Below are 26,855 nucleotides of genomic sequence, written 5' to 3'. Positions count from 1 at the left end.
GCTGGTCACCAGGGACTGGTCCAGCCGGGGATGGTGGCGCGGGTGAGGGCTTCCAGGTAGAAGTAGTCGCCCCAGAGGTTGCCCTCGTCGACGCCGATGCCCTTGGGTTTGTCGTAGACGCCGTGCAGGAGGAGCGCGTTCGAGTCCGTCGGGCCACCGGTGGCGTAGTTGTCCACCAGGGAGCGCAGGATTCGGCGGGCCGCATCTCGGTAGCCCTTCGCACGCACCGGGTCGGCGACGCTGCCAGCGAGCTCGGCCAGGCCGCGGGCGGCGATCGCGGCGGCGGAGCTGTCGCGCTCCTCGCCGCTGCCGTCGCTGAACTCCAGGTCCCAGTAGGCGACGTGGTCGGCCGGCAACCGCGCGAGAAGGTGGTCCGCGCAGGTCGAGGCGGCGGCAAGCAGCGTGGGGTCACCGGTGTACCGGTGGCTCAGGGTGAAGCCATAGATGCCCCACGCCTGTCCGCGGGCCCAGCAGGTGTCGTCCCCGTGGCCCTGTTCGGTCTCACCGCGCAGCGGCGCACCGGTCTCCGGGTCCCAGTAGAAGGTGTGGAAGGTGGTGCCGTCCGGACGCAGGATGTGCTCGCGCAGTTGTGCCGTGTGTCGGCGGGCGGCCGTGGCGTAGCGGTCGTCGCCGGTGGTCTGGCTGGCCCAGTAGAGCAGCGGCGTGTTCATCAGGCTGTCGATGATGGTGCGGCCGCGTTGGCGGGGGTCGGCCAGGTCGCCCCAGGCCTGGATGATGCCCGCGGGTTCGAGGAAGCGGGTCATCAGATGGTCGGCGGCGGCCAGGGCCGCGTCCCGGGCACGCCGGTCGCCGGTGCGTCGCGCCGGCGTGACGCAGGCGAGGGTGTAGAGGAACCCGAGGTCGTGCGTTTCCAGGTCGATGCCGTCGCGCACCCGGTCGGCGAAGCTGTCCACATGAGACAGTGCGGCCCGCAGATAGCGTTCGTCACCGGTCAAGTCGTGAGCGAGCCACAACATGCCGGGCCAGAAGCTGGTGGTCCAGCCGACGTTGGCGCCTTCCGGCTGGCCAGCGGTCGGTGGTCGCAAGGGGTAGCGGTTCGCGACGGTGGTGTCTGCCGGGTACCGCGTGCCGAAGGTGTCGATGTTCGCCTCGATGGTCCGTATCGCGGCGGTCACCGCGGCCGCCATCGCTTCGGCGTCCGGGCTGGGACGGACGTTGGTCGCCGTCATGGATGCTGTTCTCCCTCGTGTGTCCGGTCCGGTGCCGGGCAGGTGTTTCGTCGGCGTCCCGGCTCGATCGCCGGGAGGGCGGAGGTGATCAGGTGCTCGGGGCCGCAGCCGTCGGTGGGTCGAGCGCGGCCCGCAGGCTGTACCGGCTGTTGGACCACACGACGTACAGCAGCGGCGCGGCCGCGACGCCGAGCGCGATCGCGGGACGGGCCGCGAAGAGCTGCGCCAGCAATGCCAGTACCAGCAGTGACGCGGCGGTGAGGTACCAACGGCGCACCGCCAGGTAGGCGCAGGCACGGGCCACGTCGCGCAGCCGCGCGGCGGGCCGTTCGGCGATGGTCACCAGGCCGAGGAGCGTGGTGGCGGCGGTGAGCACGGTGAGCACGGCGAGGATCGGCAGCGTGAGCGCACCCACCCGGTGGCCCCACGACGCGTACGCGTCGACGCCGAGGACGACCAGGACCGCGGTGGCCGCGGAGGTCCAGAGGATGGCCCGGCGGGCGGTGGCCCGCCAGGTGTCGCCGAACGTGCGTAGCAGGCTGCGGGACCCACCGGACGAGTAGTCGGACATGACCGCGAAGACCCCGCACAGGCCCGGCGCGCACAGCGGGGCGGCCAGCGCGTACAGCGGCCAGGAGCGCGCCGCCTCGGTGGTGAACGCGAGGGCCACCAGTGGCAGGCAGCCGAGCACGAGCAGCAGGTTGCTGACGAGCGCGGTGTAGACGCCGTCGAAGACGGCGGTGATGGTGTGGTGACGCGAACGCATGGACCTCAACCCTTCAGTCCGGTCGTGGCGATGCCCTCGATGAAGTAGCGCTGGCCGAGCAGGAAGATGACCGCGACGGGCAGCACGGACAGCACGGAGCCCGTCATGATCAGCGCGTACTCGGCGTTGTACTGGGAGATGAAGGTGTTCAGCCCGAGCTGGATGGTGCGCAGCTCCGGACTGCGCAGGTAGATCAGTGGGCCGAGGTAGTCGTTCCAGGTGGTCACGAACGTCAGCAGGGCCAGGCTGGCCAGCGCCGGTCGGGACAGCGGCAGCATGATCCGTCGGTAGATGCCGAACTCGCTGAGCCCGTCCACCCGCGCCGACTCGCTCAGCTCCTCGGGGATCGTCTCGTAGAACTGCTTCATCAGGAACACGCCGAACGCTCCGAACGCCTGTATCGCGACGATCGACCACAGCGTGTTCGACAACTGCAACTTCGACATGAGGATGAACTGCGGGATCATGTACGACTGCCAGGGCACCGCGATCGTCCCGACGTACGCCAGGAAGAGCGCGTTGCGGCCGGGAAAGCGGACCCGGGCGAAGCCGTAGGCGGCGAAGCTGCCGGTCACCACCTGTAGGAGGGTGACGACCATCGACAGCAGCAGCGTGTTCCCCAACCACGTCGTCATGTCCGAGCGCTGCCAGATGTCGAGGTAGTTGCGCCACACCACGGGATCGGGGAGCCAGGTGATCGGGATGGTGAAGACGTCGCTGTTGGTCTTCAACGACGCCACCACCATCCAGTAGAACGGCAGCAGCAGCCCGGCCGCGGCGAGCACGAGTGCGGCGTACCCGACGAGCCGCCAGCCTCGGGACGCCACCCGCCGGCTGGGTGGTCTGCCGCTGCCGGGCACGGTGATGGCCGGGGCGGGCGCGGCGAGGTCGGTCGCGGTCATCAGCTGTTCCTCCGCTTGTTGACCATGAACTGGATGACCGTGATGCTGAAGCAGATGGCGAACAGGACGATGGAGACCGCCGAGGCGTAGCCGAACTGGTTCTCCTCGAAGCTCTTCTGATAGATGTACTGCGAGAGCACCAGGGTCGACTGGCCAGGTCCGCCACCGGTCATCACGAGGATGAGGTCGAAGACCTTGAAACTTTCGATGGTGAGCAGCACGGTGACGAAGAAGGTGGTGTGTCGCAGCCCGGGAAGGGTCACGTGCACGAACCGCTGCCACGGTGTGGCGCCGTCGGTCTCGGCCGCCTCGTAGAGCTGGGCCGGGATGGTCTGCAGGCCGGCCAGGAACAGCAGCATGTAGTAGCCCATGTACCGCCAGGTGCCGACGATGATGACCGCCGGCATCGACCAGGTCGACGACGTGGTCCAGCCCGGCGCGTTGTCCACCCCGACGGCACCGAGCAGAGCGTTGATCGGGCCGTACTCCGGGCTGAACAGCTGGTTCCACACGACCGCGATCGCCACGATCGAGGTGATGTAGGGGAAGAAGGCGACGGTGCGGAAGAACCGCACGCCGCGCAGTTTGCGGTTGAGCAACAGCGCCAGCCCGAGTGACGCCGCGAGGGTCAGCGGGATGTGGAAGACGGTGTAGTAGACGGTGTTGCGCAGTGCGGTCCAGAAGCTCGCGTCGCCCCACATTCGCCGGAAGTTGGCGGTGCCGGTCCACTCGGCCACTCCGAAGACGTTCCAGTCGGTGAAGGCCACGTAGAACAGCACGACGACGGGTAGCAGGGTGAGCACGGCGAAGCCGAGGAAGTTGGGAAGGATGAACGACCAGCCGGCGACCGTGTTGCGCGACACCAGCCGCCGGTTCCTGGGTCTCGTGCGCGGCAATGTTGCCATGGGGAGTCTCCGGGAGCGTTCGGCATGGGGGTGGGACCGGCGCGCGGCTCAGGCGCGCCGGGCCCACCATCAGCTCACTGGTTGAGGACCTCGTTCTTGGCGCGGGTCTGCGCCTCGCTCAGCGCCGCGTCGACGCCCTTGCTGTCGGAGAGGATCGCCGAGTGCGTCTCGTTGAGGAGGTTCTGCAGGCCGGCGGTGTGCTTCGACACCGGGTTCTCCGGCTTGACGGTGTGCGTGGCGTAGGCGAACTTCGACAGGTCGTCCTGCGGTACGCCGTCCAGCCCGAACAGCGTCGCGGTGACCGCGTCGGTGACCTGGGCCGGGGTGATGCCGATCCTGGCCAGCGCCTTGGCGGCATCCGGGCCGCCGGCGTACTGGAGGAAAGCCTTGGCCGCGGCGACCTTCGACTTGCTGATCTTCGGGTTGATCCCCAGGCCGGTCGGGTCACCGAAGGTGACCGGTGTGGCGGAGGTGCCGGTGGTGGACTTGTCGAACTGCGGCGCCGGGGCGATCCCCCACTGGAACGTGTCGGCGTCACCGCTCTTTCGCTGGTTGAGCAGCGTGGCCACGTACCAGGTGCCCATCAGCAGCATCGCCGACTCCTGCTTGCCGAACTGCGCCTGGTAGGTGAGTTTGTTGGTCTTCGCGGTGCCGAAGGTCGGCTGCGCGCCGGCCGCCTGCAGGTCCAGTGACCGCTCGTAGTACGGCTTCAGGTAACCGAAGTCCCCGGAGAGCAGGTCCGCGTTGGGGGTCTGGGCGAGCGCGAATCCCTGCACTGTCGACTGGAAGGTGTGCTGGTAGGCGCCGGTCGCGTTCGAGCCGGCCATCTTCAGCCCGGTGTGCAGCCGCTTCGCCGCGTCGGTGTAGTCGTCCCAGGTCCAACTGCCGTCCGGTGGCGTCACCTTCGCCTTCGCGAACAGCTCCTTGTTGTAGAACAGCACCCACGAGTCCTGCCGGTACGGCACCGCGTACGCCTTGCCATCCACCTGGTACGACGCCAGCGCCGGGACCGAGCCGAGTCCGGAGGTGACGTCGGAGACGTCGTGCAGCTGACCACCGCTCTGGTACGTGTAGAAGTTCTTGAGGTTCTTCATGATGTAGACGTCCGGGGCGGTGCCGGCGGCCAGGTCCGTGATCATCTGGGTGTCGTAGTCGTTGCCTGCGGCGTACTCCTTGAGCTCCACCGTCACGTTCGGGTGGGTCGCCTTGAAGCCGTCGGCGAGCGTCTTGAACTCCGGTGTGGAGTCCAGGCTCCAACCCGCCAAGGTGATCGTCACCGGGGCATTGGGGTCGGCCGGCTCGTCCTCGCCGCCACAGCCGGCGAGGACGAGTGTCAGCGCCATCGCGACACTGACGGAAGTAAATATTGCGCGCTTCATCCCTTACTCCTTAGGTCAGAGGCCTCGGATGGGCCGCCCGGACTACTACCTGGTCGCTGGACTGCGGATGTGGCCCGCTCAAGGTCCAGTCGGGTCATGGTGGTCGCCCCGCCCGGCCAGACGACCGCAACATGAAAACCGCCGGCGTCCTCGCCCAGCGCGACCCGGCAGCCCTGTCTGACCGTGACCGCGGGATCTCTGGACAGCTCGGCGAGGACGACGACCCACGCACCGGGCTGAACCGGGTGATCTACCCAGGGCACCACCAGCCCACCGGCCAACGGCCCGCCGTCGGGAACGGACGTGGCACCGGCCGTACCACCGCCGTGCACGCCGTCGAGCCGGCTCGTCAAGCCTGCGCCGGTCACGCTGACCGCACCGCCGTCGAAGGCTGCCGTCGCACCACCGGCAACGGCCCAACCACCGATCCGCAGGCGCAACTCGGCGGCGTCAACATCGTCGGCGAGATCGTCGACACGGACCAGACGCAGCTCCCAGGGCCCGTGGACCAGCGAGTACACAGTGAGGCTGCCGGCCGGCCGGAACGTGCCGGCACGGCCACCGCCGTGGTCACGGTGGCCCGGGTCCGGATCAACCCAGTGGGCGAGGGTGCGCGAACCAGCCACACCCACTCCATCGCCGTCGACATGCACCGTCAGCAGACGCATACCGGCACGATGCGTGGCTCTGCCCCTTCGGTCGACGAGGGTGACGGACTGGTCGAGGGGGTTGGCCCAGCCGCTCTCGTCGAGCACCGGGCTGGTCGCGGTGGAGTAGCCGAGCCGGGCGTAGAGCGGCGAGTCACCCACGGAACTTCCCTCGACGGCGTGGTCGGTGCCGTGGTTGATCACCCGGACGATGCCGTCGGCGCGGGTGCCCGAGACCAGCCAACCCGGCGCGCGAACGGCCCGGACGGCGTCCCGCTCCTCGACAGGCAGCGGCTCCTCCGGCACCATCCACACGGGGTGGTCGGCGGGCAGGGCGATGCCGAGCAAACCCTTGCTGGCCCAGTACGGCGAGCCGGGCCCAGAGTAGGCCTGGGCCAACCGCGGCCACGGCCCGTGCCAGCCCATGGTGAGCAGACCGCGATCATCGAAGGCGCCGTGGTCGACGAAGTGGCGCACGATGCCGGTGGCCGCGCGGCGCAGTTGGCCAAGACTGACCGACGGCACCCCAGCGATCGCGCCGACCCAGAACGGCGCTGCGGCCGCGAACCGGTAGATCAGGCTCCGCCCCTGCACCAGCGGCGACCCATCCGAGCCCACGAGCGCGACCGCGTCACGCAGGTATCGGTCGAGGCCGGCCAGATCCCGCTCGCGGCGCCCCGCCGCCAGATCCTCCGCGCCGACCATCCGGGCCCACAGCGTCGGATAGACGTGCAGCGCCCAGCCCACGTAATGGTCGTAGGCGCGCTCGAACCCATCGGACATCCAGCCGTCCGCGCGGGCGAAGCTGTCATGGGTGGCCAGGTCCTCCGCCATCTCGTCCAGTGAGTGCGGCCCGCCCACCGAGCGGAGGAAAGTCTGCACGACCAGCCGGAACCAGACCCAGTTGATCCGCGGGTAGGTGGCATCGCCGACCGCCGGGGCCAGGTAGTCCACCACCCACTCCCGCACCTCGGATGAGAGTCGGTCCCAGATCCACGGACGGGTCAGGTCGAGGACGAGCGCGAGGGAGGCGGCCTCGACCTTCGCCTGGGGGTGCTCGTCCAGCCGCACCCAGCGGTCCGTAGATTTCGGGTCGGTACCGGCCGCGATTCCCGCCGCGTAGTAGTCGACCAGCTCGTCGACACCCACTCCGTTCGCACCGGCGATACGGAAACCGGCCAGCAGAAACGTTCGGGCGAACCCCTCCAGGCCGTCGACGGCCCGTCCGTAGCCCCCTTGCCGGCCAGGAACGACGACCAGAGAGTGGCCGGGCGACGCGAAAGGCCGGACGGCAGCGAGCATCCGGTCAGCCAGCGCCAGCCAGTCATCCCGGCTCCAGGTCCTGGCAGCGCGGGCAGCCCAGTCGGGCTCGGACCCCGGAGCACCGGTTCCGCCAACCATCATCCGCGGTCCTGTCGCATCGATCCGCCTCCAAGAGCGCGTCGGAGCGGTGCGTTGCCCGCACACGTGACGCAGGCAACAGCGAGGCTTCCGAAGTAAAACGCTCACAACAGAACAAGTCAATGTTCGTACCGAACCCGGATGAGCACAATGGATCAAAAGACCGCCGGACGTCGCCATATGCTGATCGCGGTCTCCTCGGGCGGCGAAAAACGATCTGATACGGTCAGGTCCGCTCACATCTGCTCTACGTGCGAGGAGTCATGGCCGCTGCTGACCGCTTTACCGGCCCACTCGCCTCGGCCTGGCCGGATGTCGGTGTCGCCCGGCTCGAAGGGCTACTCACGTCCCCCGAGCTGGCCCTGCCGGTGCCCCCGGCGCACCATCGCGGCGTCTGGGCCGAACCGCACGTGCACGGTCCTACCCTGGCTGACCTGCGGGCACCCGCCGAGCGGGACCGGACCACCCCATGGCCGACCCCACTGGCCAGCCAGTACGCCCGATACCACCGGTACGGCGACCGCGAGACGTATGAGCGGCAGGTCTTCGCCCGGCAGCGGCGGCTCACCCGCGCGTCTGTCCTCGCCGCCGTCACCCTCGACAATGGCTGGCTCGACGAGGTCGTCGACGGGGTGACACTGCTGTGCGAGCAGAGCAGCTGGTGCTGGCCCGCCCACGACGACACCCACACCGTGCACGGCACGGTGTTGCCCACCGTGACCGACCCGTACCTCGACCTTGGTGCCGGTGAGGTCGCCGCGCAGCTGGCCTGGATCGACCACCTGCTCGGCGAGCCGCTCGACGTGCGCGCGCCCGGCCTGCGCGCCCGCATCCGCTTCGAGGTGGACCGCCGCGTGCTGACGCCGTTCACCGCCCGCCGAGACTGGCACTGGCTCGGCCTCGACGGCGACGTACACAACTGGAACCCGTGGATCCACGGCAACGTCCTCGTCGCCGCGCTGCGGCTCGTCGACGACCAGACCCGGCGGGCCGCGCTGGTCGACCTGGTCGTCGAAGGGCTCGATCGGTACGTGGCGGCGCTACCTGCCGATGGCGCCGTGGACGAGGGCTACGATTACTGGTGGAACGGCGTGTGCCGAGTGCTGGAAGCGCTCGATATCCTGGCCCACGCAGCCGGTGGTGCGCTGGACGACGTGCCCGGCGACGCGCTGCGCCACAGCGTCGCTTTCCCGCACCGCATGCACCTGGGCGGCCCCTGGTACCTCAACCACGCAGACGGCGCCGCACGTCCGGCCGTCGCCCAACCCTGGCACGCTCTGCACCGCGCTGCCCGCCGCGTCGGCGACCGGGACGCGCAGGCCCACGCTGCCGCCCACCGCCGACCCGACGCACCGGTCGCCGGCGCGGAGCAAGGGCTCGGGCGGCTGCTGCGGGCGCTGACCGACCCGAGCTGGGTCGACGCCGCACCCGGCAGGTCACCGCTTCCTCGCGACGTGTGGCTGCCGTCCACACAGGTCATGCTCGCTCGCCGCACCGCCGGCAGTGCGGAGGGCCTTACCCTCGCCCTGAAGGGCGGCCACAACGGGGAGCACCACAACCACAACGATGTCGGCAGCGTCGTGATCGCCCTCAACGCGGTGCCGGTTCTCGTCGACGCCGGCCGCCCCACCTACACGGCGCAGACGTTCGGCCCGGACCGGTACGGCATCTGGACCATGCAGAGCGCCTGGCACAACGTCCCGCACCCCCGTGCGACGGGTCAGTCGCCCGGCCAGGGCTTCACCGCCCGCGATGTCACCCACGTTGCCGACGACATCAGGTCCGCGGCCACCATGGATATTGCCCCCGCCTATCCGAGGTCCGACCTTCGGCACTGGTGGCGCACCGCGCGGTACGACCGTCGCGGCGGGCGTGTCGAGATCGTCGATACCTGGGAGTTCGACCCGGCCGTCGAGCCGCCGCCGACCCACGTACACCTGCTCGTCGCCGGTGAGGTACGGCTCGCCGATGGTCGCGCCGAGATCACCGCGCTCGACGGTGCCGGCCGGATCGGGCTCAGCTGGCGTCCGGCGTCCGCTCTTTGCGCCGCGACAGTGCGCCCGATCGAGGACCCTATGCTCTTCGACGTGTGGGGAGCGCGGCTGCACCGGCTCGCGATCGACGTCACCGCGTTCGGCCCAAGCGGCGAGCTCGTCCTCACCGTGGAGGAGCTCCCACCGCACGAAGCGCTCCTCGGAGGTGCCCCATGACAAAGGACAGTCCCACCGCCGGTACGGCGGAGGCTCGAGGGCCGCTGCAGGTCGCCCGCCGCCAGCAACTGCTCGAGGCGTTGCAACGCGACGGGGCGATGCGCATCTCGGACCTGTCCCAGGCGCTCGGCGCCGCGCCGGTCACCATCCGCCGCGACATCGCGCAGCTCGCCGCCGAAGGCCTGGTCAGCCGGGTTCACGGTGGGGTGGCGCTGATCACGCCCGACGACCCCCCGATCACCGACGAGCCAACCTGTGCCGCCCCCGATGCGCTCGGCGGCCGCACCCTCGGCATGCTGGTGCCTTCGATGGACTACTACTGGCCGGATGTGGCCCGCGGCGCCGAGGAGGCCGCACGCGAGCTCGACATGCGCGTGGTGCTGCGCGGCTCCTCGTACGACACGGAGGACGACAAACCCCAGCTCGCCCGGCTCGTGGAGCGGATGGCCGTCGACGGCCTGATCATCGCCCCACGCATGGACGCACCCACCTCGGAGCGGACCGTTGAGTGGCTCGACCAACTCGGCTTCCCCGTCGTCCTGCTGGAACGCACGGCCACGGTGGGTAGCCATCACGCCGTGATGGAATCGGTGGTCACCGACCATGCGCTCGGCGCGGCCATGGCGGTTCGGCACCTCACCTCCCTCGGGCACCGCAAGGTCGGTCTCGTGGTTGCCGCCAACAGCCCCACCAGCCAGCACGTGAGGCGCGGCTGGCTCGACGCCACCGCGGAGTGCGGCCTGGACCCGAACGCCACAGTCGCGGCCGCGGTGCCGGACGCCCGAGCACCGGAGCGAGACACCGCGCTCGACGCCGTCCTGCGCCAGTGCCAGGTGACCGGCACCACCGCGCTGCTGGTGCATGCCGACCCTGAGGCGATCGCGTTGGTGCAACACTGCGAGGAGCGGCACTTGACCGTGCCCGGCGACCTGTCCATCGTGGCGTACGACGACGAGGTCGCCGAGCTGTTCAGCCCACCGCTGACCGCGGTCCGGCCGCCACGGCGTTCCATCGGCCGCGCCGCCGTGCGACTCGTTGCCGACCGGCTCACCGACCCCGAGCGTCCCGCGCACCGGGTCGTGATCAGCCCGTCCCTGCGCGTACGCGAGTCGACTGCACCGCCGAGGGCATGACGGGCCGCCGGCGTCCCGGACGGGTCGCCGGCCCGGGTCCGCGATCGCACCGCGGCGCGGCCTGGGCCAGCCATTCCAGCCGGCCGGCATCGGACAGCCGGGCTGCCTGGTTTCGCGCCGGCGAATCCGGCGGCGCTACGGCGCACACCCCGGGCACCGGCTCATGCTCGGTGTGCCCGGGTGTGCGTCGTAGCGAGGATCCGTGGTGACGATCGTCAAACGGTGGTGCGTGACCATTGTTGGTTGGCGCCGGTGTTGCAGGAGTACTGCTTGAGGACCACGCCGTCCGCGGTCGAGGAGGCCGGTACGTCCACGCACTTGCCGCTGTGTCGTGCCCGGAGTTGGAAGTAGCTGCCGTTGGCGACCATCTGGAACTGCTGGTTGGTGCCGGTGCCGCAGGTGTACTGGATGAGCTCGGCACCGTCGGCGGTGGACGCGCTCACCACGTCGAGGCATTTTCCGCTGTTGCGGCTGATGAGGCGCCAGTAGCCGCTGCCGGCGTCCTGGAACCGCCACTGCTGCCACGCGTTGCCGTTGTAGGTGTACTGGCCGACGCGTGCGCCGTTGTCGGTGTTCGGTGCCTGGACATCCATGGCCTTTCCGCTGTGGCGCACGATGACCCGGTAGAACGTGTCCGTCGACGGCGGCGGTGTCGTGGGGCCGCCGCCGATGGTGTCGCCCCAGGCGTAGCGGATCTGGTCGGCGCCGGAGGTGTTACGGACGGTCAGGTTGAGGTCGGTTCCGCCGCCGCTGAGCGAGTACATCGAGTACCAGTCGTAGCCGATGGTGCCGGGCTTGCCGCCGAGGGCGGGCCAGTAGGTGCCGCCCATCTGGTTGTCGCGCATGACCTGGGCCATGGCGCGGATGTAGCGCACGAAGTTGTCGGTGCTGTTCGCGTCGGCGTAGTTGCGGCCGTCGTTCATGGGCGCGCCGAATTCGGTGGCGACGGCCCGGCTGGCGCAGTTGCCGAGGCGGGTCTGGATGTGGCTGCGGAAGGCGTCGTAGGTCATCGCGCCGTAGAAGAAGGCGTAGTAGTGGAAGGACAGCAGGGTCGAGTTGAAGCGGGTGTCGTTGCAGATGTCCCGCAGGTCCTGGCTGAACCCGGTGCCGCCGATGAGCACCCGGCTGGGCACCGCCGAGTAGTGGTAGCTGAGCCAGTTGGCCGCGACGTTGCGCCACTCCGTGGAGCTGTATCCGTGCGGCTCGTTCATCGGCTCGAAGTAGACGTTGGGGTTCGAGCCGTACGTGTTGGTCACTGTGGACCACATGGTGTTCCAGGCGGCGAGGTTCGTGATCCTGCCGCCGGAGGCGGCGCCGTCCTCCCAGTACGCCAGGATGACCTTGAATCCGCGGGCGGTGGCGGCGTCGATGGCGCCTCGGTAGGCCTCCCACCAGGCCGTCCCCACCGTGTGGGTGTTGATGGGCAGCCGGACGGTGTTGACTCCCATGGTGGCAGCCATGTCGTCATAGAGGGCGTTGGCCTTGGCCCGCACCGTCGCGTTGCTGTCGGAGGAGCTCAGGCCCTGCACGACCAGCGGTCCGGTGCTGAAGTTGTCACCCAGCACCGCCCAGTTCATGCCGCGGAACTGGTTGGTGGCCGCACTGGCCGGCGACGACATGACGACGACGCCGCCAACCATCGCCGTCATCGCGGCCACCAGCACGATCAGCAGCCGGCGTAACGGCCGGGTGCTCCGCGGTGGTCCCGCTGCGTGGGCCTGCGGCGACGTGGTCCGCGTCAAGAGGTGGTCCATCACGTGATCTAGCCCTTCTGGGTTCGGACATCAGACCGATCGCCGGAGCCGCTGTTGCCCGCCGTGGTGCCACGGCCACAGGTCTTCCCGCGACGGCCACCGCTGTTAGCGCTAACATCGTGGGCCACGCGCAACCCGGGGGCTTCGCGGTCCTGGTGTGGTTGACGTGCGCCCGGGCAGCTCCGGCGCGTCACGCCGAGGCAGACACATGTTTCTGGGCTGCTGCGTGCGCGTTGCAGACAAGTGTTGGCGATCCCGTCTGGGGTGTCAAGGAATCGACGAATGTCATTCATTTCCTGGCCCGGTCCGCCGGCTGGTGGGCTACGTGGCGTCCGCCGCAGAAGCGGTGGCACCGGTCGGTGCGTCCGGCGGCCGACGGAGCGGTGTGTCGCCGGGCCGCTCCCGAGTGAGCCGGCTGCGCCGTGCGGCGATGTAGCGCCGCATCTTCTCGGCGGTTCCGCAGTCCTCCATGCTGCACCAGCGGCGGCTTCGGTTCTTGCTCTCGTCGTAGAAGACGAAGCTGCACGCCTCGCACCGCTTGAGGCGTTGCATCGTGGCCGTGGTCAGCAGACCGACCGCCGCGTGCACCACTGGCCGTAGCGGCCGGGCGAGCGAATGGTCGTCCCGCCAGGTCCAGGCGAATCCGCCGTCCTGGTCGAGCCGGGCGTGGGCGAGCGCGTCCGCTTCGTCGTCCCGCAACCGGTCCAGGGCGGTCGACTCCGGGCTCCGGCGGGCGGCCAGCGCCTGGAAAATTTCGTCCAGGTAGTCGCGGGTACGCAGCGCGCGCAGGAAGGTGGCGTCCGCGCCGGCTACGTCGTCGCGGGCGCGTCGGCGGAGGGCTGTCGCCTCGGCGTCGGTGAGGTCGGCGGCGTACCCGCCCCAGGCGATCAGCTCGGGATAACCCGTGAGCACGTCGTCGTCCGGAGCGGCGCCGGGCGGACCGACCCGCGTGTTGACGAAGTCGAGGGCGAGGTTGCCGCCGACCAGACGCATGCGAGTCACTGTTTCCATCAAAACCAACTTTACCAGTTGCGCAATCGCCGGCGCCTTGTTTCCATGAAAGCTCGTTTAGATGGAAACGGGGTTGGCGCATGACACGCGCGATCGGTGCTCTGCTCGGCCTGGCCGGTGGAACGTTCCTGTACGGCACCGCTGAGGGCCTGCCCGTTGGCCTGCTGCTCCCGATGGCCGCTGACCTGAACGTCTCCCCGTCCCAGGTCGGCATGCTGGTTACCGCCTACGGCGCGGTCGTGATGATCGCCTCGGTCCCACTGACCGTGCTGGCTCGGCGCATCCCGCGCCGGACGTTGCTGTCCGGGCTGCTCGCGGGCTTCGTCGTCAGCAACGCGGCCACGGTGTTCGCCACCACGTTCGCGCAGGCGGTGGCGGCCCGGGTGGCCACCGGGCTGACCCACGCCCTGTTCTGGGCGGTGGTGGTGCCGGCCGCGGCCGAGCTGTTTCGGCCCGGCCTGCGCGGGCGGGTGGTCGCGGTGGTGTTCGCCGGCGGCAACCTCGCGCTGCTCGTCGGCGTACCCGCCGGCACCTGGCTGGGCGAGATGGCCGGCTGGAGGGCGTCGTTCGTGGCGGTGGCTGGACTCGGCGCGGTGGTCCTGGCCGTGGTGGCCACCCTGCTGCCGTCGACGCGGCCCGGCGAGGGGCACGCCACTCACGGCGCGACGCCCGACGCCCGGCGGTTCTGGCTGCTCGTGGTGATCGCCATCCTGACGACGGCCGGCGCCATCGCCGCCTACACCTATGTCGCCCTGTTCGTCACCGAGGTCACCGGCTTCGCCACCACGTCCGTCGGCGTCATCCTGCTGGCGCGCGGCATGGCGAGCGTGCTCGCCATGCTCGCGATAGCAGCGTTCGTCGACCGCAACCCGTGGCTTGCCCTCATGACGACCGTGGCGCTGCAGACCGTGGCACTGCTCGTCCTGTACGTGTTCGGTCGGCAACCGGTGGCGGCCATCGGCATGATCGCCCTGTCCGGCATGGCATTCGCCGCGTTCACCGCGGCGCTGGGCGGTCTGGTGCTCCAGGTGGCGCCCGGTCGCTCCGACGTGGCGGCCGCGACCCTCTCGGCCGCGGTCAACGTCGGCATCACGGTAGGGGCCCTCGCCGGTGGTCTGGCGGTGACCGGGTTCGGCGTGGCGAGCACCGTGGTGGTGGGGGCGGCGCTCGGGGCGATCGCCTTGGTGCTGGCCAGCGGCCAACGGGTCAGCCCGCGGCGGGAGCAGCGGGCCTTGTCCACCCGGTGAACATCACGTGCGCGCTGGCGCACTTGTCGGCGTTCGCGGTGGACTCCGTCGCTCAGACCGTCAACGGCGCACCTGATAGCGCAGGTGAAGCACCCGGTTGCCTTGAATCACCACGTCCGGATCCGCCAACAGGTGCTGCGCGTCGACCGATCCGAAGTAGCGCTTGCCGGACCCGAACACGACGGGTACGACATCCATGCGTACCTCGTCGACCAGACCCGCGGCCAGCACCTGGCCACCGACGTCGCCCGCCGCGACCTCGACCAGACGGTCACCCGCGAGCTCCTGCGCCTTGGCCACGGCCGCCTCGACGCCCTCGACGAAGTGAAACGGCGCCTCGGCGTCCCAGCCCTCGGGCGCCGGCCGGTGCGTCACCACGACCACGTGGTCGATCCCGCCCGGCGGCTTCCCGTCCCAGCCGTCCGTGAGGTCGAAGACGTGCCGGCCGACGACGGTCACCCCGATCTGGTCCCAGTACGGCCGGGTGTGGTCGTAGGACGCCTGCGACACCTTCACCACGCCGCTGCCGTCCAACGGGACGTCACCGTTGGACAACCAGTCGAACAGCGGCCCGGGCTGGTCATTCTGGTCCGCGACGAAGCCGTCCACCGACACCGAGCTGTACATGACCACCTTGCCCACGGGGCTCTCCTCTGGTTCGGGTTCGCCCAAACTAGCGTGTCGTGGCCGGTCCGCTCTTGTACAAAATCAATCGGCCGGCAGCGGCCAGCCGTCCAGCGCGTGGCCGGGGTGTTCGCGCAGGAACCGCCGCCGAACCTCGACGTACCGGGTCGGCGTGAGCCCGGTGAACGCCCGGAACTCGTGGCCGAAGTGGGCCTGGTCGAAGTAGCCGGCGGCACCGGCGAGGTCGCCCCAGTCGATCGGCCCGGCGGGGTCGATCGCGAACACGGTGGCGGCGAAGCGGTAGGTGCGGGCCAGCCGCTTCGGCGTGACGCCGATCAGCTCCTTGAACCGCTGGGCCAGATGGGTGCTGCTGACACCGGCCGCCACGCTCAGGTCGCCGATCGCCACCGCCCCGCTGGTCGCCGCGATGACGCTGCTCGTGTGGCGGATCAGGCCCAGGCCGGCGGTCTCGCCCAGCCGTCGGATCAGCTCCTCCTCGAGCAGTGTCAGCATCTCGTCCGGTCCGTTCGCCGTGGCCAGCCGGTCTCGCAGCTCAGCGGTGGCGGGTCGGCCCCAGACCTGCTCCACCGTCACCGGCCGGTCACACAGCTCGGCCGCGGGCATCGGCAGGAACGGCGCCACCCCCCACGGCTTGAAGTGCACGCCGACGGACCGGGTCCGGGCTGGGTAGCCGAACTCGAACGCGCGGGTGGGCGTGGTGACCACGCAGCCGTCGGCGTACTCGGCCGTCTCGATGCCGGTGCCGGCGCGGATGCGGAACGGCGCGCCGAGGTTGACGATGAGCAACGCCGCGGGCATCGGCGGCAGCGTCAGCCGGGCGTACGGCGACGCGCCCGCCAGGTAGTAAAGGTCGTCGATCAGCCCGTCCAGCGGCGGTCGCGGCACTCTGGACACGTACTCCACGCCCACAGCATCGCAGACGCCATCCGCGTCGCCGATGACACTTTGCCTGGTGAAGAGCCTGGAGGAACACGGCGGACCCCGAGCGTCATCACGCGCACCTGGCGTTGACACCGTGCCAAGGTCCGCACTGTGCGGGCCGGGCCCTGAGGGCACCGGTCGACCAGACCGGATGGAAATGGTACGAATACTCGAAGCGGCGGCGGACCGGAGGATCAGCCCGGCCCACAGCCGACCGGGACGGCCCGTACCGCCCGAGCGGGGAGTTCCCACCCATGTTGCGGATGGTCTGGTCACAGCTGCGGAACACGCCCGGCCGGAGCCTGGCGGTGCTCGCCGCCGTACTGGTCGCCACCACCGGATTCACCGTGCTCACCGGTGCCGCCAGCACCTGCCGGCTGGTTGCCCGTGGCTCCGTCGACGGGCAGTTCCGGCCGTCGTACGACATCCTGGTCCATCCCTCGGCGTCGGCCACCGGCCCGCTGGACCAGGACCGTCCCACCGCGGCCTACGGCGGCATCGACCTGGACCAGTGGCGGCGGATCGAGCGGATTCCCGGGGTCGAGGTGGCCGCCCCGCTGGCGGTCCTCGGGCTCGCCGACATCCGCCCGGACGTGGGGGTGGACGTGACCGACCAGGTCGACCGGTCGGCCGAGCGGCAGGTCATCGAGGTCGCTCCCCAGGTCCGCGGGGACCGCGGGCTGAGCACGCTGGCGGGCGCACCGATCTACGTGTACGTGTCCCGCCGCCCGCTGGTGCCGCTGTCGGGCGCCAGCGGTGCCGAGCGGCGGTACATCTACACCGACGGCACCCGGGTCGACCAGTCCACCTCCGCCGCCGAGTGCCCGGGCACGGGTGGCGGCGGCACGCTGGAGGTGCAGCCCGACGGCCGGCGGCGGCAGGTGTGCGAGACCGCGGTGGGTAGCTTCGTACCGGGTGCCCGGCGGACGCAGGTCAGCGCGGTGCAGGCGTATCAGCTGCTCGCGGACGGCACCTTCCGGCTGGCCTCGGTGTGGACGAACGGCCGCCCGGCGTCCGCGATACGCGCCACCGCCCGGTTGGAGATCCCGCTGCCGGCGGTGGTACCGGCGCTCGTCGCCGGGATCGATCCGGTGGCCGAGGCGCGCCTGGTCGGCCTGGACCGGGCGGTGCGCGAGGGCCGCTACCTGACCGACACCGACGCCGTCGCGCCGGCGGCCCCGTACACCCCGTTCTCCCCTTTTCCCCCGACCGGCCCGCCCGGCCGGACGCTGCCGGTGCTCGCCGCCGCCGACCTTCCCCTGGACGAACAGATCGACGTCGCCGTGTCCCGGCTGGCCGGCCGGACCGCCGAGCGGGTGCCCGGTTCCACCACCGAGATGCTGTGGCCGCTGCTGCGCGACTCGGCGAAGACGTCGCCGCGCGTGGTCCAGTACGACCTGGCGCGGCTGTACCGCACCCGGCTCGACGCCGCCCTGGCCGGGTCGAGCCCGCTGTCCAGCATCCAGGCGCTGCTCCGGCCCGGACCGCCGGCCTACGAGCCGCAGCCCGGCGGGGCTGCCCGGGTGCTGCCCCGGTACGGCGAACCCGGCTCGACCGACCAGGGGATCGAGGACGTGTGGCGGGACTCCTGGCTCAGTGCGGGCAGCATCGGGACGGGAGACCCGGTGACCCTGAACGGGCTGCCGGAGCAGTGGACGGTCACCCCGGTGGGCAGCTTCGCGGCGGACGGGCTCGGCTCCGCCGCCGGAGCCGCGCAACAGGCCCTCGACCTCTACCGCCCGGCCCCGCCGGTGGGCGCCGACGCGCGCGTCCGCAGCCTGCTCGCCGACCGCCCCCTGCTGCCCGACGACGACCCGCTCGGCTACCCACACCACCCGCCCAGCCTGGTGACGAGCCTGACCGCGGCGCGTCAGCTGTATGCGAGCGTCGGGCCGGCGCTGGCCGCCGCCCCGCTGAGCTCGGTGCGGGTCCGGGTCGCTGGGATCGACCGGTTCGACGACGTGGCCCGGGAACGGGTCCGGATGGTGGCCGACGAGATCGTCCGGCAGACCGGCCTGACCGTCGAGATCGTGCTGGGCGGCTCGACGGTACGCAGCCGGGTGCTGCTGCCCGGCGGCCCCCTCGGCCGCCCCGATCTGACCCTGCTGGAGGCCCGCACCCGCAAGGGTGTGGCGGCCGAGATCGTCCACGCCGTGGACCGCAAGAACATCATGTTGCTCGGGCTGCTGCTGGTGGTCTGCGCGCTGCTGGTCGGCAACGCGGTGTCCACCGCGGTCCGCGCCCGCCGGCGTGAACTGGCCATTCTTGCCTGCGTCGGCTGGCCCGGCTGGCGGCTGAGCCTGCTGATCCTCGCCGAGAGCACCACGACAGGACTGGCCGCGGGACTGCTCGGCGCGGGCCTGTCGGGGCCGCTCGGCCGGCTGGCCGACGTCCGGGTCTCCGGCACGGTGGCCCTGCTGTGCGTGCCGCTCGCGGTGCTGCTGACCGCGGTGGCCGGCGCCCTGCCCGCGCTGCGGGCCGCCCGTACCCGGTCGGCGGAGGCGCTCCACGCGGATGCGGTGCCGGCCCGACGGTCCGCCGCGCGGCTGACCTTCGCCGGGCTCGCGGTGGCCAATCTGGTACGGGCGCCGGCGCGCACCCTCGCCGGGGCGGTGAGCCTGGCCGCCGGCGTAGGCGCGGTCACCCTGATCGCTGCCGCGCTCTGGGCGTTCAACGACGGCATGGTCGGTTCGCTGCTCGGTCAGGCGGTTTCCGTGCAGGTGCGCGGGGTGGACCTGGTGGCGGCCGGCGGAGTGCTGCTGTTCGGGGTGCTCGGCGTGGCCGACGTGCTCTACCTCAGCGTGCGGGAACGGTCAGCCGAGTTCGCCACGCTCCGGGCCGTGGGGTGGCCGGATTCCGCGCTCAACCGGCTGCTGGTCTACGAGGCGCTCGGCGTCGGGGCGCTCGGCTGCGTCCTCGGGATCGCCGCCGGCCTCGGCTCGGTAGCCCTGCTGGTCGGCCAGGCGGACGGCCGGCTGGCGGCGCTGGCGCTGGCCGTGACCGCGGCGGCGCTGCTGCTGACCGTGCTCGCGGCGCTGGTCCCGGCGATCCTGATCCGGCGGCTACCGACCGCCGCGCTCCTCAGCGACCAATGAGGACCGGCTGACCGGATGACCCGGCCGGCGGCAGGACCGGCCTACGGGGAGGAGCACGGTCGTTCGGCTGCCGGCGAGCCGCAGAGCCGTTCCGGGTCTGCCGGCGCGAGGCTTCGCCTGGTTTCGTGTCGTGTCGCACTGACACAGCCCCGGTAGGTCGGGAGGATGGCGGGATGAGTTCCCTCTCCGACCCCGGGTCTGAGCCGGACACGACCACGGGCGGGCCGGTGAACACCGCTGGCGCGGGCTTCGGGCCTCCATCGCCGCCCGCCCCCGGGTCGGCCCCGGACCACCGCTACCTGCTCGACAACGCGCGGGTGGAGGCGGGCGAGCGGTTCACCTGGCTGGCCGAGCTGTTCGACGGTGCCACCCGGGGGCACGTCGACCGGCTCGGCGTGCGGGCGGGCTGGCGCTGCTGGGAGGTCGGCGCCGGCGGCCCCAGCATTCCCGAGGCGCTGGCCCGGGCGGTCGGACCGACCGGTCACGTGCTGGCCACGGACATCAATCCGACCTGGTTGGACCCGCACGGCGGGTACGAGGTGCGCCGGCACGATGTCGTCGCGGACCCGCCGCCGCAGCCGGGCACCTTCGACCTGGTGCACGCCCGGCTCGTGCTCGTCCACGTGCCCGACCGGGACCGGGCGTTGGCGACGATGGTGGCGGCCCTGCGGCCCGGCGGTTGGCTGCTGGTCGAGGATGCCGACACCGAGTTGCAGCCGTTGGCCTGCCTCGATGAGGTCGGCCCGGCCCAGCGGCGCGCCAACCGGCTGCGGCGCGCCGTCCGGGAGTTGCTGACCCGCCGCGGCGCGGACCTGCGCTTCGGCCGTACGCTGCCGCGGGTGTTGCGGGCGGCCGGGCTGGTCGATGTCGCGGCGGCCGGCTGCTTCCCGGTCGGCGGGGTGGCCTGCGACCGGCTGGAGGCCGCGACGGTACGCATGGTCCGCGCCGAGTTGCTCGCCGCGGGGCTGGCCGACGACGCCGAGATCGACGCGCACCTGGCTGCCGTCGACGCCGGCGAGTTGGACCTCACGCTCGCGCCGCTGATCTCGGCGTGGGGGCGCCGCCCGGGACAGCCGTCGCAGGTCGGCTGAAAACGTCGGCTGCGCCGTTCGAGGCCGCGCGGGGTGGAGCCCGTTCACGGCCGCCCGACCCGGTTCCGGATCGCGGCCGCGCGAACCGGAACCGGGGCCGCCGCGACGTCGACGAGGTCGAAGCCGGTGTCGCGGTAGGTCAGCTCATGAATCCGCTCGAAGGCGAGCGAGTCCGCGAAGCTGATCCGGCGAGCGGCGGTGGCCTGGACGAAGCCCTGCTGCCGGACGAAGAACACGGGCCGCTCGTACCAGCGTTCGGCCACCAGGCGTTCGATCTCGTCGAGCAGGTGGCGCGGTGCGGGCAGGTCGAGGTGCCGGCACAGGGCCAACATGCAGACCGGCGAACGGTCGAAGAACACCACCCCGGAGGGCTGCGCGGTCGCCTGCTGCCTCTTCCGCTGAAGATCCAGCACCCGGTCGACGAAACCGGGTTCCCGCCACGGCTCCGGCCGGCCGAGCGCCTGCTGGAGCGCGATGACGTCCGTCGCGGCCTCCTCGACGACAGCGTAGCCGTCGATCTCCAACTGGCGCAGGACAGCCGTCTTACCCGACCCAGGTGTGCCGGTGAGGATGTACGCGGGCATGGTCCCTCCACGGACGTGACAGGCCGGTGACGGTCGGGCCGACCGTCGACCCGAGGCGTGAGATGCGTTGGTGTTCATCGATGTGTTGGTGCATCGTCGAGGTATGACAGGCGTCTTCCCGTCCTCGCTGTTCCGCCGTCTGCGGCCGGCTCTGCTGGCCGCAGTCGTGCTGTCGACGGCGGTGCTCGGCACCGCGCTGGTCGCGGTGCCCGCGGCCGACGCCGGCGCGGCGCCGCCCGCCGGCCATCCCGGGCTCGCCCCGGCGCCGGGTCCGGCCGCGGTCTCCGCCGCGGACCCGAGCGGGACCGCCTCGCCGACGCCGGGCACGCCGGGCACGCCGACCACGCCGGGCACCTCGCCCTTCCCGCCGAGCGCGCCCACGAACCTGACCGCCAGCGAGGTACGGTCCAACGCGGTCACCCTGACCTGGACGGCCGCCACGCCCGGCTGTTGCGCCATCGCCGGTTACGACATCACGTACTACCAGGCGTTCGACGACGTCATCTACAGCGCCAGCGTCGGGGTCGTCACCACCACCACGATCACCGCCTACCTCCGGCCGGGCGGCCAGTACTCGTTCCGGGTGAGCGCCCGGGACAGCCTCGGACACCGCTCGGTCGCCACGGACACGCTGACCGTGGTCACCCCGGTGACGGACACCGGCCCGGACACCACGCCGCCGAGCGCACCGCAGGCCCTGACCGTCGGCGAGGTGACCGCCTCGACCGCCACGCTGTCCTGGTCGCCGTCGACGGACAACGTCGGCGTGCTCGGGTACAACGTCTACCAGTTCGACGGCTGGTTCACCTCGCGGCTGATCGCCACCGTGCCGGGCACGACGTACACGGCGTCGCTGCCCGCGGCGACGCCGCTGCGCAACCTGTACTACGTACGGGCCCGGGACGCGGTGGGCAACGTGTCGATCGCGTCCAACACGGTCAGCCTGCCCACCACCTCCTCCCCGTCGCCCCCGCCGCCCTCGACCTGCCTGGTGACCTACCGCAACCAGTCCGAGTGGCCGGGCGGTTTCGTGGCCACGGTGACGGTGCAGAACACCGGGGCGGCGCCGGTCGACGGCTGGATCGTCACCTTCGGCTATCCGGGAGACCAGCAGGTCACCTCGTCGTGGAACGCCACTGTGGGCCAGACCGGGGCCACCGTGACCGCCCGCAACGTCGACTGGAACCGGGTCCTCGCGCCGAACGGCTCGGCGACCTTCGGCGTCCAGGGGCGGTGGGGCGCCAGCGACGCGCCGCCGACCGCGTTCTCGCTGAACGGCGCGCCCTGTGCCGTGGCCTGAGCCCGGCCGGGAAGGAATCTTGTGAATACCCACTCGGCCACCCGTCGCCGCCGCCCCCGGGCCCTGGTCGGGGCCGTCGCGGCCGTCGTCCTCGCCGCCTCCACCACGCTCGGCGGTACGTCCGCGCCCGCCTCCGCCGCGAACACCCTCAGCATGCGGGGCGCCGACGTCTCCTCGTTGCAGCGGAGCCTGGATCTGGGCGCGCGGTACTACGACGCCAACGGTGTCGCCCGCGACCCACTGGACATCCTGAAGTCCGTCGGCGTCAACTACGTCCGGCTGCGCGTCTGGAACAACCCGATCAGCGGCTACAACAACAAGAGCAAGGTGCTGGTCCAGGCGAGCGCGGCCCGGGCGAAGGGCCTCAAGGTGCTCATCGACTTCCACTACTCCGACACCTGGGCCGACCCCGGCAAGCAGTACAAGCCGGCCGCCTGGGCCGGCCACAGCCTGAGCCAACTGCGCACCGACGTCTACAGCTTCACCTATGACGTCTGCGCCAGCCTCCGGGGGCAGGGCACCCCGCCGGACACCGTGCAGATCGGCAACGAGATCAACGTCGGGATGCTGTGGAACGAGGGCAAGGTCGTCAACAACGACTTCGCCCCGCTGGCCAGCCTGCTGAAGCAGGGCTACAACGCGACCAAGGCGTGTGGCAGCGGCATCCCCGTGATGATCCACACCGCCGATGCCGACAGCAACGCCAACGCGCGGTGGTTCTACGACGGCATCCGCGCCCAGGGCGTGCAGTGGGACATGACGGCGCTGTCCTACTACTGCATGTGGCACGGCACCCTGTCGAACCTCTACAACAACATCGTCGACCTGCGCGGTCGATACGGCAAGCCGGTGGTGATCGTGGAGACCGCGTACCCCTTCACCCGGAACAACGCCGACAGCGAGCCGAACGCCATCGGCGACGCGACCTGTGACGGCATCAGCGCGACCTGGTCCGGCCAGGCCCAGGAGTTCGACTGGGTGCAGAACACCGCCCGCAACGCGGGGGCCATCGGGGTCTTCTACTGGGAGCCGACCTGGTACGCCGTGAGCGGCAACGGCTGGGACCCGGCCAACATCAACGGCACCGGGAACCAGTGGGACAACATGGCCGTCTTCGACTGGTTCGGTCGGGTGAATCCGGGCGTGCGCTGGACGCCCTGACCCCGCACCCGTACCCGTACCCGCCGGCCCGACTCCCGTCCCGGGAGGCGCCTTGACATGCAGCCTTCCGGCTGCCTAAGTTGACAGACAGCCGGAAGGCTGCATGTTGACGGTGGCGGTAACCCGGGCTCGAGGGCGGACATGGACGAGGTGTTCAAGGCACTGGCCGATCCGACCCGGCGTGCGCTGCTCGACTCGCTCAACGCCCGCAACGGGCAGACGCTGCGCGAGCTCTGCGCCGGGCTCGACCTGGCCCGGCAGTCCGTCAGCAAGCACCTGGCGGTACTGGAGGAGGCGGGGCTCGTCGCGACCGTGCGGCGCGGCCGGGAGAAGCTGCACTACCTCAACGCCGCGCCCGTGCAGGAGATCGCCCACCGGTGGATCAGCCGCTACGACCGGGCCAGGGTCCAAGCCCTGGCGGACCTGAAACTCGCCCTGGAGGAGTCCCCGATGGACGCGCCGACCTTCGTCTACACCACCTACATCCGGACCACGCCGCAGAAGCTCTGGCAGGCGCTGACCGAGCCCGCCTTCACCCGCCAGTACTGGGCCACGGAGTTCACCACCGACTGGTCCGTCGGCGCGCCGATGACCTGGAACAACCACGGCGTGCTGATCAGCGACCCGGAGCAGGTCGTGCTGGAGTCCGAGCCCTACCGCCGGCTCTCCTACGCCTGGCACGCCGTGACGCCCGAGCTGGCCGAGCGCTTCGGCTGGGACGACGAGCTGCTCGCCCGGCTCTCCGGCGAGGCCCGCTCGAAGGTCACCTTCATGATCGAGGAGTCCGGCAGCCAGGTCGTGAAGCTCACCGTGCTGCACGACGGCTTCCCGCCCGGATCGAGCCTGGCCGAGATGGTCCAGCACGGTTGGCCGAACCTGGTGGCCAGCCTGAAGACCCTGCTGGAGACGGGCGAACCGCTGCCGGAGGAGGCGTGAGCACTGCCGACCGGGGCGCGGCCCGCCCCGACCGCACGGCCGGGGAGGCGGCCCAGGCGGCGCTGGCCGAGCTGTTCCGGCACGCCGACGGCACGGTGGACGATGACCCGTGGCCACTCGTGCGGGAGGTCGCCGGCAGCGGTGACCGCTCGGCGGTGGCGCCCGTGCGGGCGGCGCTGCAACGCTACGCCCGCGAGCGCAACTGGTACGGCCGGGACCTGATGGCCCACGTCCTGGCCGGGCTGTCGGGGGCGGCCGGGTTCCCGCTGCTCCTGCGGACCTACGCGGACGCGCTGCGCGGCGAGGACGAGGACGACGGGGAGCGGCTGGGCATGGCGTTGGGCGTCGCGATGCGCGTCGACCGGGCCGGGTGCCGGGCGGTCATCCTCCCGCTGCTGGCGGGGGAGGACCCGGAGCTACGCAGGGCCGCGCTCTGGGCGTTGCGCGGCGTGTTCGAGCCGCCCGACCTGGAGACGCTGCGTGCGGCGCTGGCCGATCCCGAGCCGGCGGTGCGGCGGGCGGCCCTGCACGCGCTGCCGCGGGTGGATCACGACCCGCTGGCGTACGAGCTGGTCGTCGCGGCCCTGCGGGACCCGGACGCCGAGGCCCGGCGCCACGCCGTGCTCCTGCTGGCCTGGTCCGCCCCGCCGGCGGTCGTGGACCACCTGGTGCCGCTGGCTGCTGACCCCGTCCCGTACGTCCGCTCGTCGGTGGGCGAGGCGCTCGGCCGCCGGGCCGCGGGCTCCGATCGCGTCCCGGTCGCCGCTGCCGCCCTGCGCGGGCTGCTCGCCGACGACGGCCCGTCGGTACGCGCCGGGGCGATCCGGGGCCTCGGCCTGCTGGGCGGGCCGCTCGACGCGCTGGCCGCCAGGATCGACGATCCGGACTGGTGGGTACGCGCGACCCTCGCGGAGGTCCTCGCCGTCGCACTGCTGCGCTGGCCGCCCGCGCGTCCGCTCCTGGCCCGCCTGGCCGACGACTCGAATCCGACGGTGCGGGCCACCGCGACGAGAGCGCTGCACGCCCCGGCGTAGCCCGGTCGGCGGAGGCGGTCCGCCGACCGGACGAGCGGCTATCCGAAGCTGTCCGCCAGCTTCGTGAGCCTGCTGACGTACGCCGGCCAGTCGTAGTCCGACGGGATGTTGGTGTTGTCCCGCTGCTCGCCGACGGCGGCGTCGTACTGCTCGCGCAGGATGTCGGCGTGACCGGCGTGCCGGGCGAGATCGCAGGTCACGTGCATGATGATCCGGTGCAGTGTGACGTCCTGCCTACCCGGTCGCCACCACGGCACCTGCCCCGGCGCGTCGAGCGGTAGCTGTTCGATGGTCTGATCCGCGAACGTCGCGACCCGGCGGTAGAGGTCGATCAGCCCGTCCTTCGTCTCGTCGGCACCTGCGTACCAGTCGGCCTGCGGGTCGTCGTCGTACGCCGACATCGGGACCAGTTCCTCGGGTGTCGGGAAGTCGCGCCCGAAGGTGGGTCCGAAGTAGCCAACCTCGACGTTGAGGCAGTGCTTCAGGATGCCCAGCAGGTTGGTGCCGGTCGCGGTGCGGGGCATTCTGGCTTCGCGCTCGCTCAGCCCGTCGAGCTTCCAGATCAGGTCCTCGCGGATCCCCTGGAGGTAGTGGTGCAGGGCGGTCTTCGCGTCGCTCAGGTCAGCCATGCCCGCCAGTCTTCCCCATCCGCCGCGCCGCGGTGCGGGCGGCAACCGGCGGCCGACGCCGGCCGGGCCGGGCGTGACAACCCGGATGCGGGGGAGCGGCGACTGGTGTTGACTTCGGCGGTGGATCGCCAACGGCTCAGCAGCATCGCGCATGCCCGGCACCCGATCGCGGCGCCGATCTTCGGCGTCAACGTCAACCGGCTCCTGCGGCGAGCGGACCGGCAACCGGCGGCGCGCATCCTGGACCTCGGCTGCGGAGCCGGGTCGTGGGCGCTGCAGGCCCTCGCCCACTATCCCGACGGGCACGCCGACGGCGTGGACGTCAATCCGTACGCCCTCGAACGGGCTGCCGGGGCCGCCGCCGAGCGCGGCCTCGCCGACCGGCTCACCCTGCACGAGCGCGACGCCCGGACGTACGTGCCGGACGGCGACTACGACCTGGTGCTCTGTGTCGGGGCGACGCATGCCTTCGGCGGGTTCGGCGGGACGCTGGAGCTGGCCGGCCGGCACGTGAACGCCGACGGCATCCTCCTGGTCGGGGAGGGGTTCTGGCAGGTCCCGCCGACCCGGGAGGCGCTCGCCGCGCTCGACGCGAAGCCCGACGAGTTCACCGACCTCGCCGGCCTGGTCGACGTCGCCGAGCGGGCCGGCTGGACGCCGGTGTACGCCCACGTCAGCGACGCCGCCGAGTGGGACGACTACGAATGGTCGTGGATCGGGTCGCTGACCGGGTGGGCGCTGGACAATCCCGGCCATCCGGATGCCGCCGAGGCGCTCGCGGTCGCCCGGGAGCACCGCGATCAGTGGCTGCGCGGGTACCGCGACGTGCTGGGCTTCGTGACGCTGGTGCTACGCCGCGGCTGACCGCCGCGCGATCGGCTCGTGCCGGTGCGGCCCCCGACGACCGCGCCACC

Annotated in this window: 22 protein-coding genes; 10 read left to right on the top strand and 12 right to left on the bottom strand. The window is 71.4% G+C overall.

Annotated features, from left to right (window positions below; translation table 11 throughout):
* Positions 1-5: 5 nt before the first annotated feature.
* From AB0I11_RS23700 to AB0I11_RS23675, 6 genes are all read right to left on the bottom strand, one after another.
* Positions 6-1,190: a glycoside hydrolase family 88 protein gene (locus AB0I11_RS23700; protein ID WP_357324389.1), complete on the bottom strand. Its 1,185-nt coding sequence runs from the start codon at positions 1,188-1,190 to the stop codon at positions 6-8.
* Between the two features lie 88 nt (positions 1,191-1,278).
* Positions 1,279-1,956, bottom strand: coding sequence for a hypothetical protein (locus AB0I11_RS23695; protein WP_357324386.1), 678 nt, complete (start codon positions 1,954-1,956; stop codon positions 1,279-1,281).
* A 5-nt stretch (positions 1,957-1,961) separates the two neighbouring features.
* Positions 1,962-2,858 carry a carbohydrate ABC transporter permease gene (locus AB0I11_RS23690; protein WP_357324383.1) on the bottom strand — a complete coding sequence of 299 codons (897 nt, stop codon included), beginning with the start codon at positions 2,856-2,858 and terminating at the stop codon, positions 1,962-1,964.
* Positions 2,858-3,721, bottom strand: a complete 864-nt coding sequence (locus tag AB0I11_RS23685) for a sugar ABC transporter permease (protein ID WP_357324380.1) — start codon at positions 3,719-3,721, stop codon at positions 2,858-2,860. The genes AB0I11_RS23690 and AB0I11_RS23685 overlap by 1 nt, the downstream gene beginning before the upstream one ends.
* A gap of 116 nt (positions 3,722-3,837) precedes the next feature.
* Entirely contained in the window at positions 3,838-5,142 is a 1,305-nt protein-coding gene (locus tag AB0I11_RS23680) for an extracellular solute-binding protein (protein WP_357324377.1), read from the bottom strand.
* A complete protein-coding gene (locus tag AB0I11_RS23675; RefSeq protein WP_357324374.1) occupies positions 5,139-7,193 on the bottom strand; it encodes a DUF2264 domain-containing protein in 2,055 nt (684 codons plus the stop codon). The genes AB0I11_RS23680 and AB0I11_RS23675 overlap by 4 nt, the downstream gene beginning before the upstream one ends.
* A 260-nt stretch (positions 7,194-7,453) precedes the next feature.
* On the opposite strand from AB0I11_RS23675, the gene AB0I11_RS23670 reads away from it, so the two are divergent.
* Both AB0I11_RS23670 and AB0I11_RS23665 read left to right on the top strand, forming a co-directional pair.
* Positions 7,454-9,400, top strand: coding sequence for a heparinase II/III family protein (locus tag AB0I11_RS23670; protein ID WP_357324372.1), 1,947 nt, complete (start codon positions 7,454-7,456; stop codon positions 9,398-9,400).
* Positions 9,397-10,533: a substrate-binding domain-containing protein gene (locus AB0I11_RS23665; RefSeq protein WP_357324368.1), complete on the top strand. Its 1,137-nt coding sequence runs from the start codon at positions 9,397-9,399 to the stop codon at positions 10,531-10,533. The genes AB0I11_RS23670 and AB0I11_RS23665 overlap by 4 nt, the downstream gene beginning before the upstream one ends.
* Before the next feature lie 215 nt (positions 10,534-10,748).
* On the opposite strand, the gene AB0I11_RS23660 is transcribed toward AB0I11_RS23665, so the two are convergent.
* Together AB0I11_RS23660 and AB0I11_RS23655 are read right to left on the bottom strand one after the other, a co-directional pair.
* Entirely contained in the window at positions 10,749-12,182 is a 1,434-nt protein-coding gene (locus AB0I11_RS23660; protein ID WP_357324365.1) for an RICIN domain-containing protein, read from the bottom strand.
* Between the two features lie 426 nt (positions 12,183-12,608).
* Positions 12,609-13,280: a CGNR zinc finger domain-containing protein gene (locus AB0I11_RS23655; protein WP_357324460.1), complete on the bottom strand. Its 672-nt coding sequence runs from the start codon at positions 13,278-13,280 to the stop codon at positions 12,609-12,611.
* A gap of 98 nt (positions 13,281-13,378) precedes the next feature.
* On the opposite strand from AB0I11_RS23655, the gene AB0I11_RS23650 reads away from it, so the two are divergent.
* On the top strand, positions 13,379-14,545 hold the full coding sequence (locus tag AB0I11_RS23650) for an MFS transporter (RefSeq protein ID WP_357324362.1): 1,167 nt from the start codon (positions 13,379-13,381) through the stop codon (positions 14,543-14,545).
* Positions 14,546-14,605: 60 nt separating this feature from the next.
* Here the strand turns inward: AB0I11_RS23650 and AB0I11_RS23645 are convergent, their stop codons facing one another.
* Positions 14,606-15,187, bottom strand: a complete 582-nt coding sequence (locus AB0I11_RS23645) for a dihydrofolate reductase family protein (protein ID WP_357324359.1) — start codon at positions 15,185-15,187, stop codon at positions 14,606-14,608.
* 66 nt (positions 15,188-15,253) lie between these two features.
* On the bottom strand, positions 15,254-16,093 hold the full coding sequence (locus AB0I11_RS23640; protein ID WP_357324356.1) for a helix-turn-helix domain-containing protein: 840 nt from the start codon (positions 16,091-16,093) through the stop codon (positions 15,254-15,256).
* Between the two features lie 281 nt (positions 16,094-16,374).
* Here AB0I11_RS23640 and AB0I11_RS23635 point away from each other — a divergent pair, with 281 nt between their 5' ends.
* Positions 16,375-19,206 carry an FtsX-like permease family protein gene (locus AB0I11_RS23635; protein ID WP_357324353.1) on the top strand — a complete coding sequence of 944 codons (2,832 nt, stop codon included), beginning with the start codon at positions 16,375-16,377 and terminating at the stop codon, positions 19,204-19,206.
* 173 nt (positions 19,207-19,379) lie between these two features.
* Entirely contained in the window at positions 19,380-20,297 is a 918-nt protein-coding gene (locus tag AB0I11_RS23630) for a methyltransferase domain-containing protein (protein ID WP_357324350.1), read from the top strand.
* Positions 20,298-20,341: 44 nt separating this feature from the next.
* Here AB0I11_RS23630 and AB0I11_RS23625 read toward each other — a convergent pair whose 3' ends face one another.
* Complete coding sequence (locus tag AB0I11_RS23625; RefSeq protein ID WP_357324347.1) at positions 20,342-20,881, bottom strand: AAA family ATPase; 540 nt, start codon at positions 20,879-20,881, stop codon at positions 20,342-20,344.
* A gap of 103 nt (positions 20,882-20,984) precedes the next feature.
* Between AB0I11_RS23625 and AB0I11_RS23620 the strand changes: the two genes are divergently transcribed.
* The 4 genes from AB0I11_RS23620 (at position 20,985) to AB0I11_RS23605 (ending at position 25,312) form a co-directional block, all read left to right on the top strand.
* Positions 20,985-22,181 (top strand): cellulose binding domain-containing protein, encoded by a 1,197-nt coding sequence (locus AB0I11_RS23620; RefSeq protein ID WP_357324345.1) that lies wholly within the window; start codon positions 20,985-20,987, stop codon positions 22,179-22,181.
* Positions 22,182-22,202: 21 nt separating this feature from the next.
* Positions 22,203-23,342 (top strand): glycosyl hydrolase 53 family protein, encoded by a 1,140-nt coding sequence (locus AB0I11_RS23615; protein WP_357324342.1) that lies wholly within the window; start codon positions 22,203-22,205, stop codon positions 23,340-23,342.
* Positions 23,343-23,483: 141 nt separating this feature from the next.
* Entirely contained in the window at positions 23,484-24,278 is a 795-nt protein-coding gene (locus tag AB0I11_RS23610; protein WP_357324339.1) for a metalloregulator ArsR/SmtB family transcription factor, read from the top strand.
* The gene (locus AB0I11_RS23605; RefSeq protein ID WP_357324336.1) at positions 24,275-25,312 is read left to right on the top strand and encodes a HEAT repeat domain-containing protein; all 1,038 of its coding nucleotides are present in this window, start codon (positions 24,275-24,277) and stop codon (positions 25,310-25,312) included. Before AB0I11_RS23610 ends, AB0I11_RS23605 begins: the two co-directional genes overlap by 4 nt.
* A 38-nt stretch (positions 25,313-25,350) precedes the next feature.
* Here AB0I11_RS23605 and AB0I11_RS23600 read toward each other — a convergent pair whose 3' ends face one another.
* Positions 25,351-25,941: a DinB family protein gene (locus tag AB0I11_RS23600; protein ID WP_357324333.1), complete on the bottom strand. Its 591-nt coding sequence runs from the start codon at positions 25,939-25,941 to the stop codon at positions 25,351-25,353.
* Between the two features lie 120 nt (positions 25,942-26,061).
* Between AB0I11_RS23600 and AB0I11_RS23595 the strand changes: the two genes are divergently transcribed.
* On the top strand, positions 26,062-26,805 hold the full coding sequence (locus AB0I11_RS23595) for a class I SAM-dependent methyltransferase (RefSeq protein WP_357324330.1): 744 nt from the start codon (positions 26,062-26,064) through the stop codon (positions 26,803-26,805).
* The last annotated feature ends 50 nt before the right edge of the window (positions 26,806-26,855 follow it).

Source organism: Micromonospora sp. NPDC050495, from assembly GCF_040655175.1.
In the GTDB taxonomy this organism is placed as follows: Bacteria; Actinomycetota; Actinomycetes; order Mycobacteriales; family Micromonosporaceae; genus Micromonospora.
Note: the sequence above shows the minus strand (reverse complement) of the source record. Positions and strands in the feature narration are given on the sequence as shown.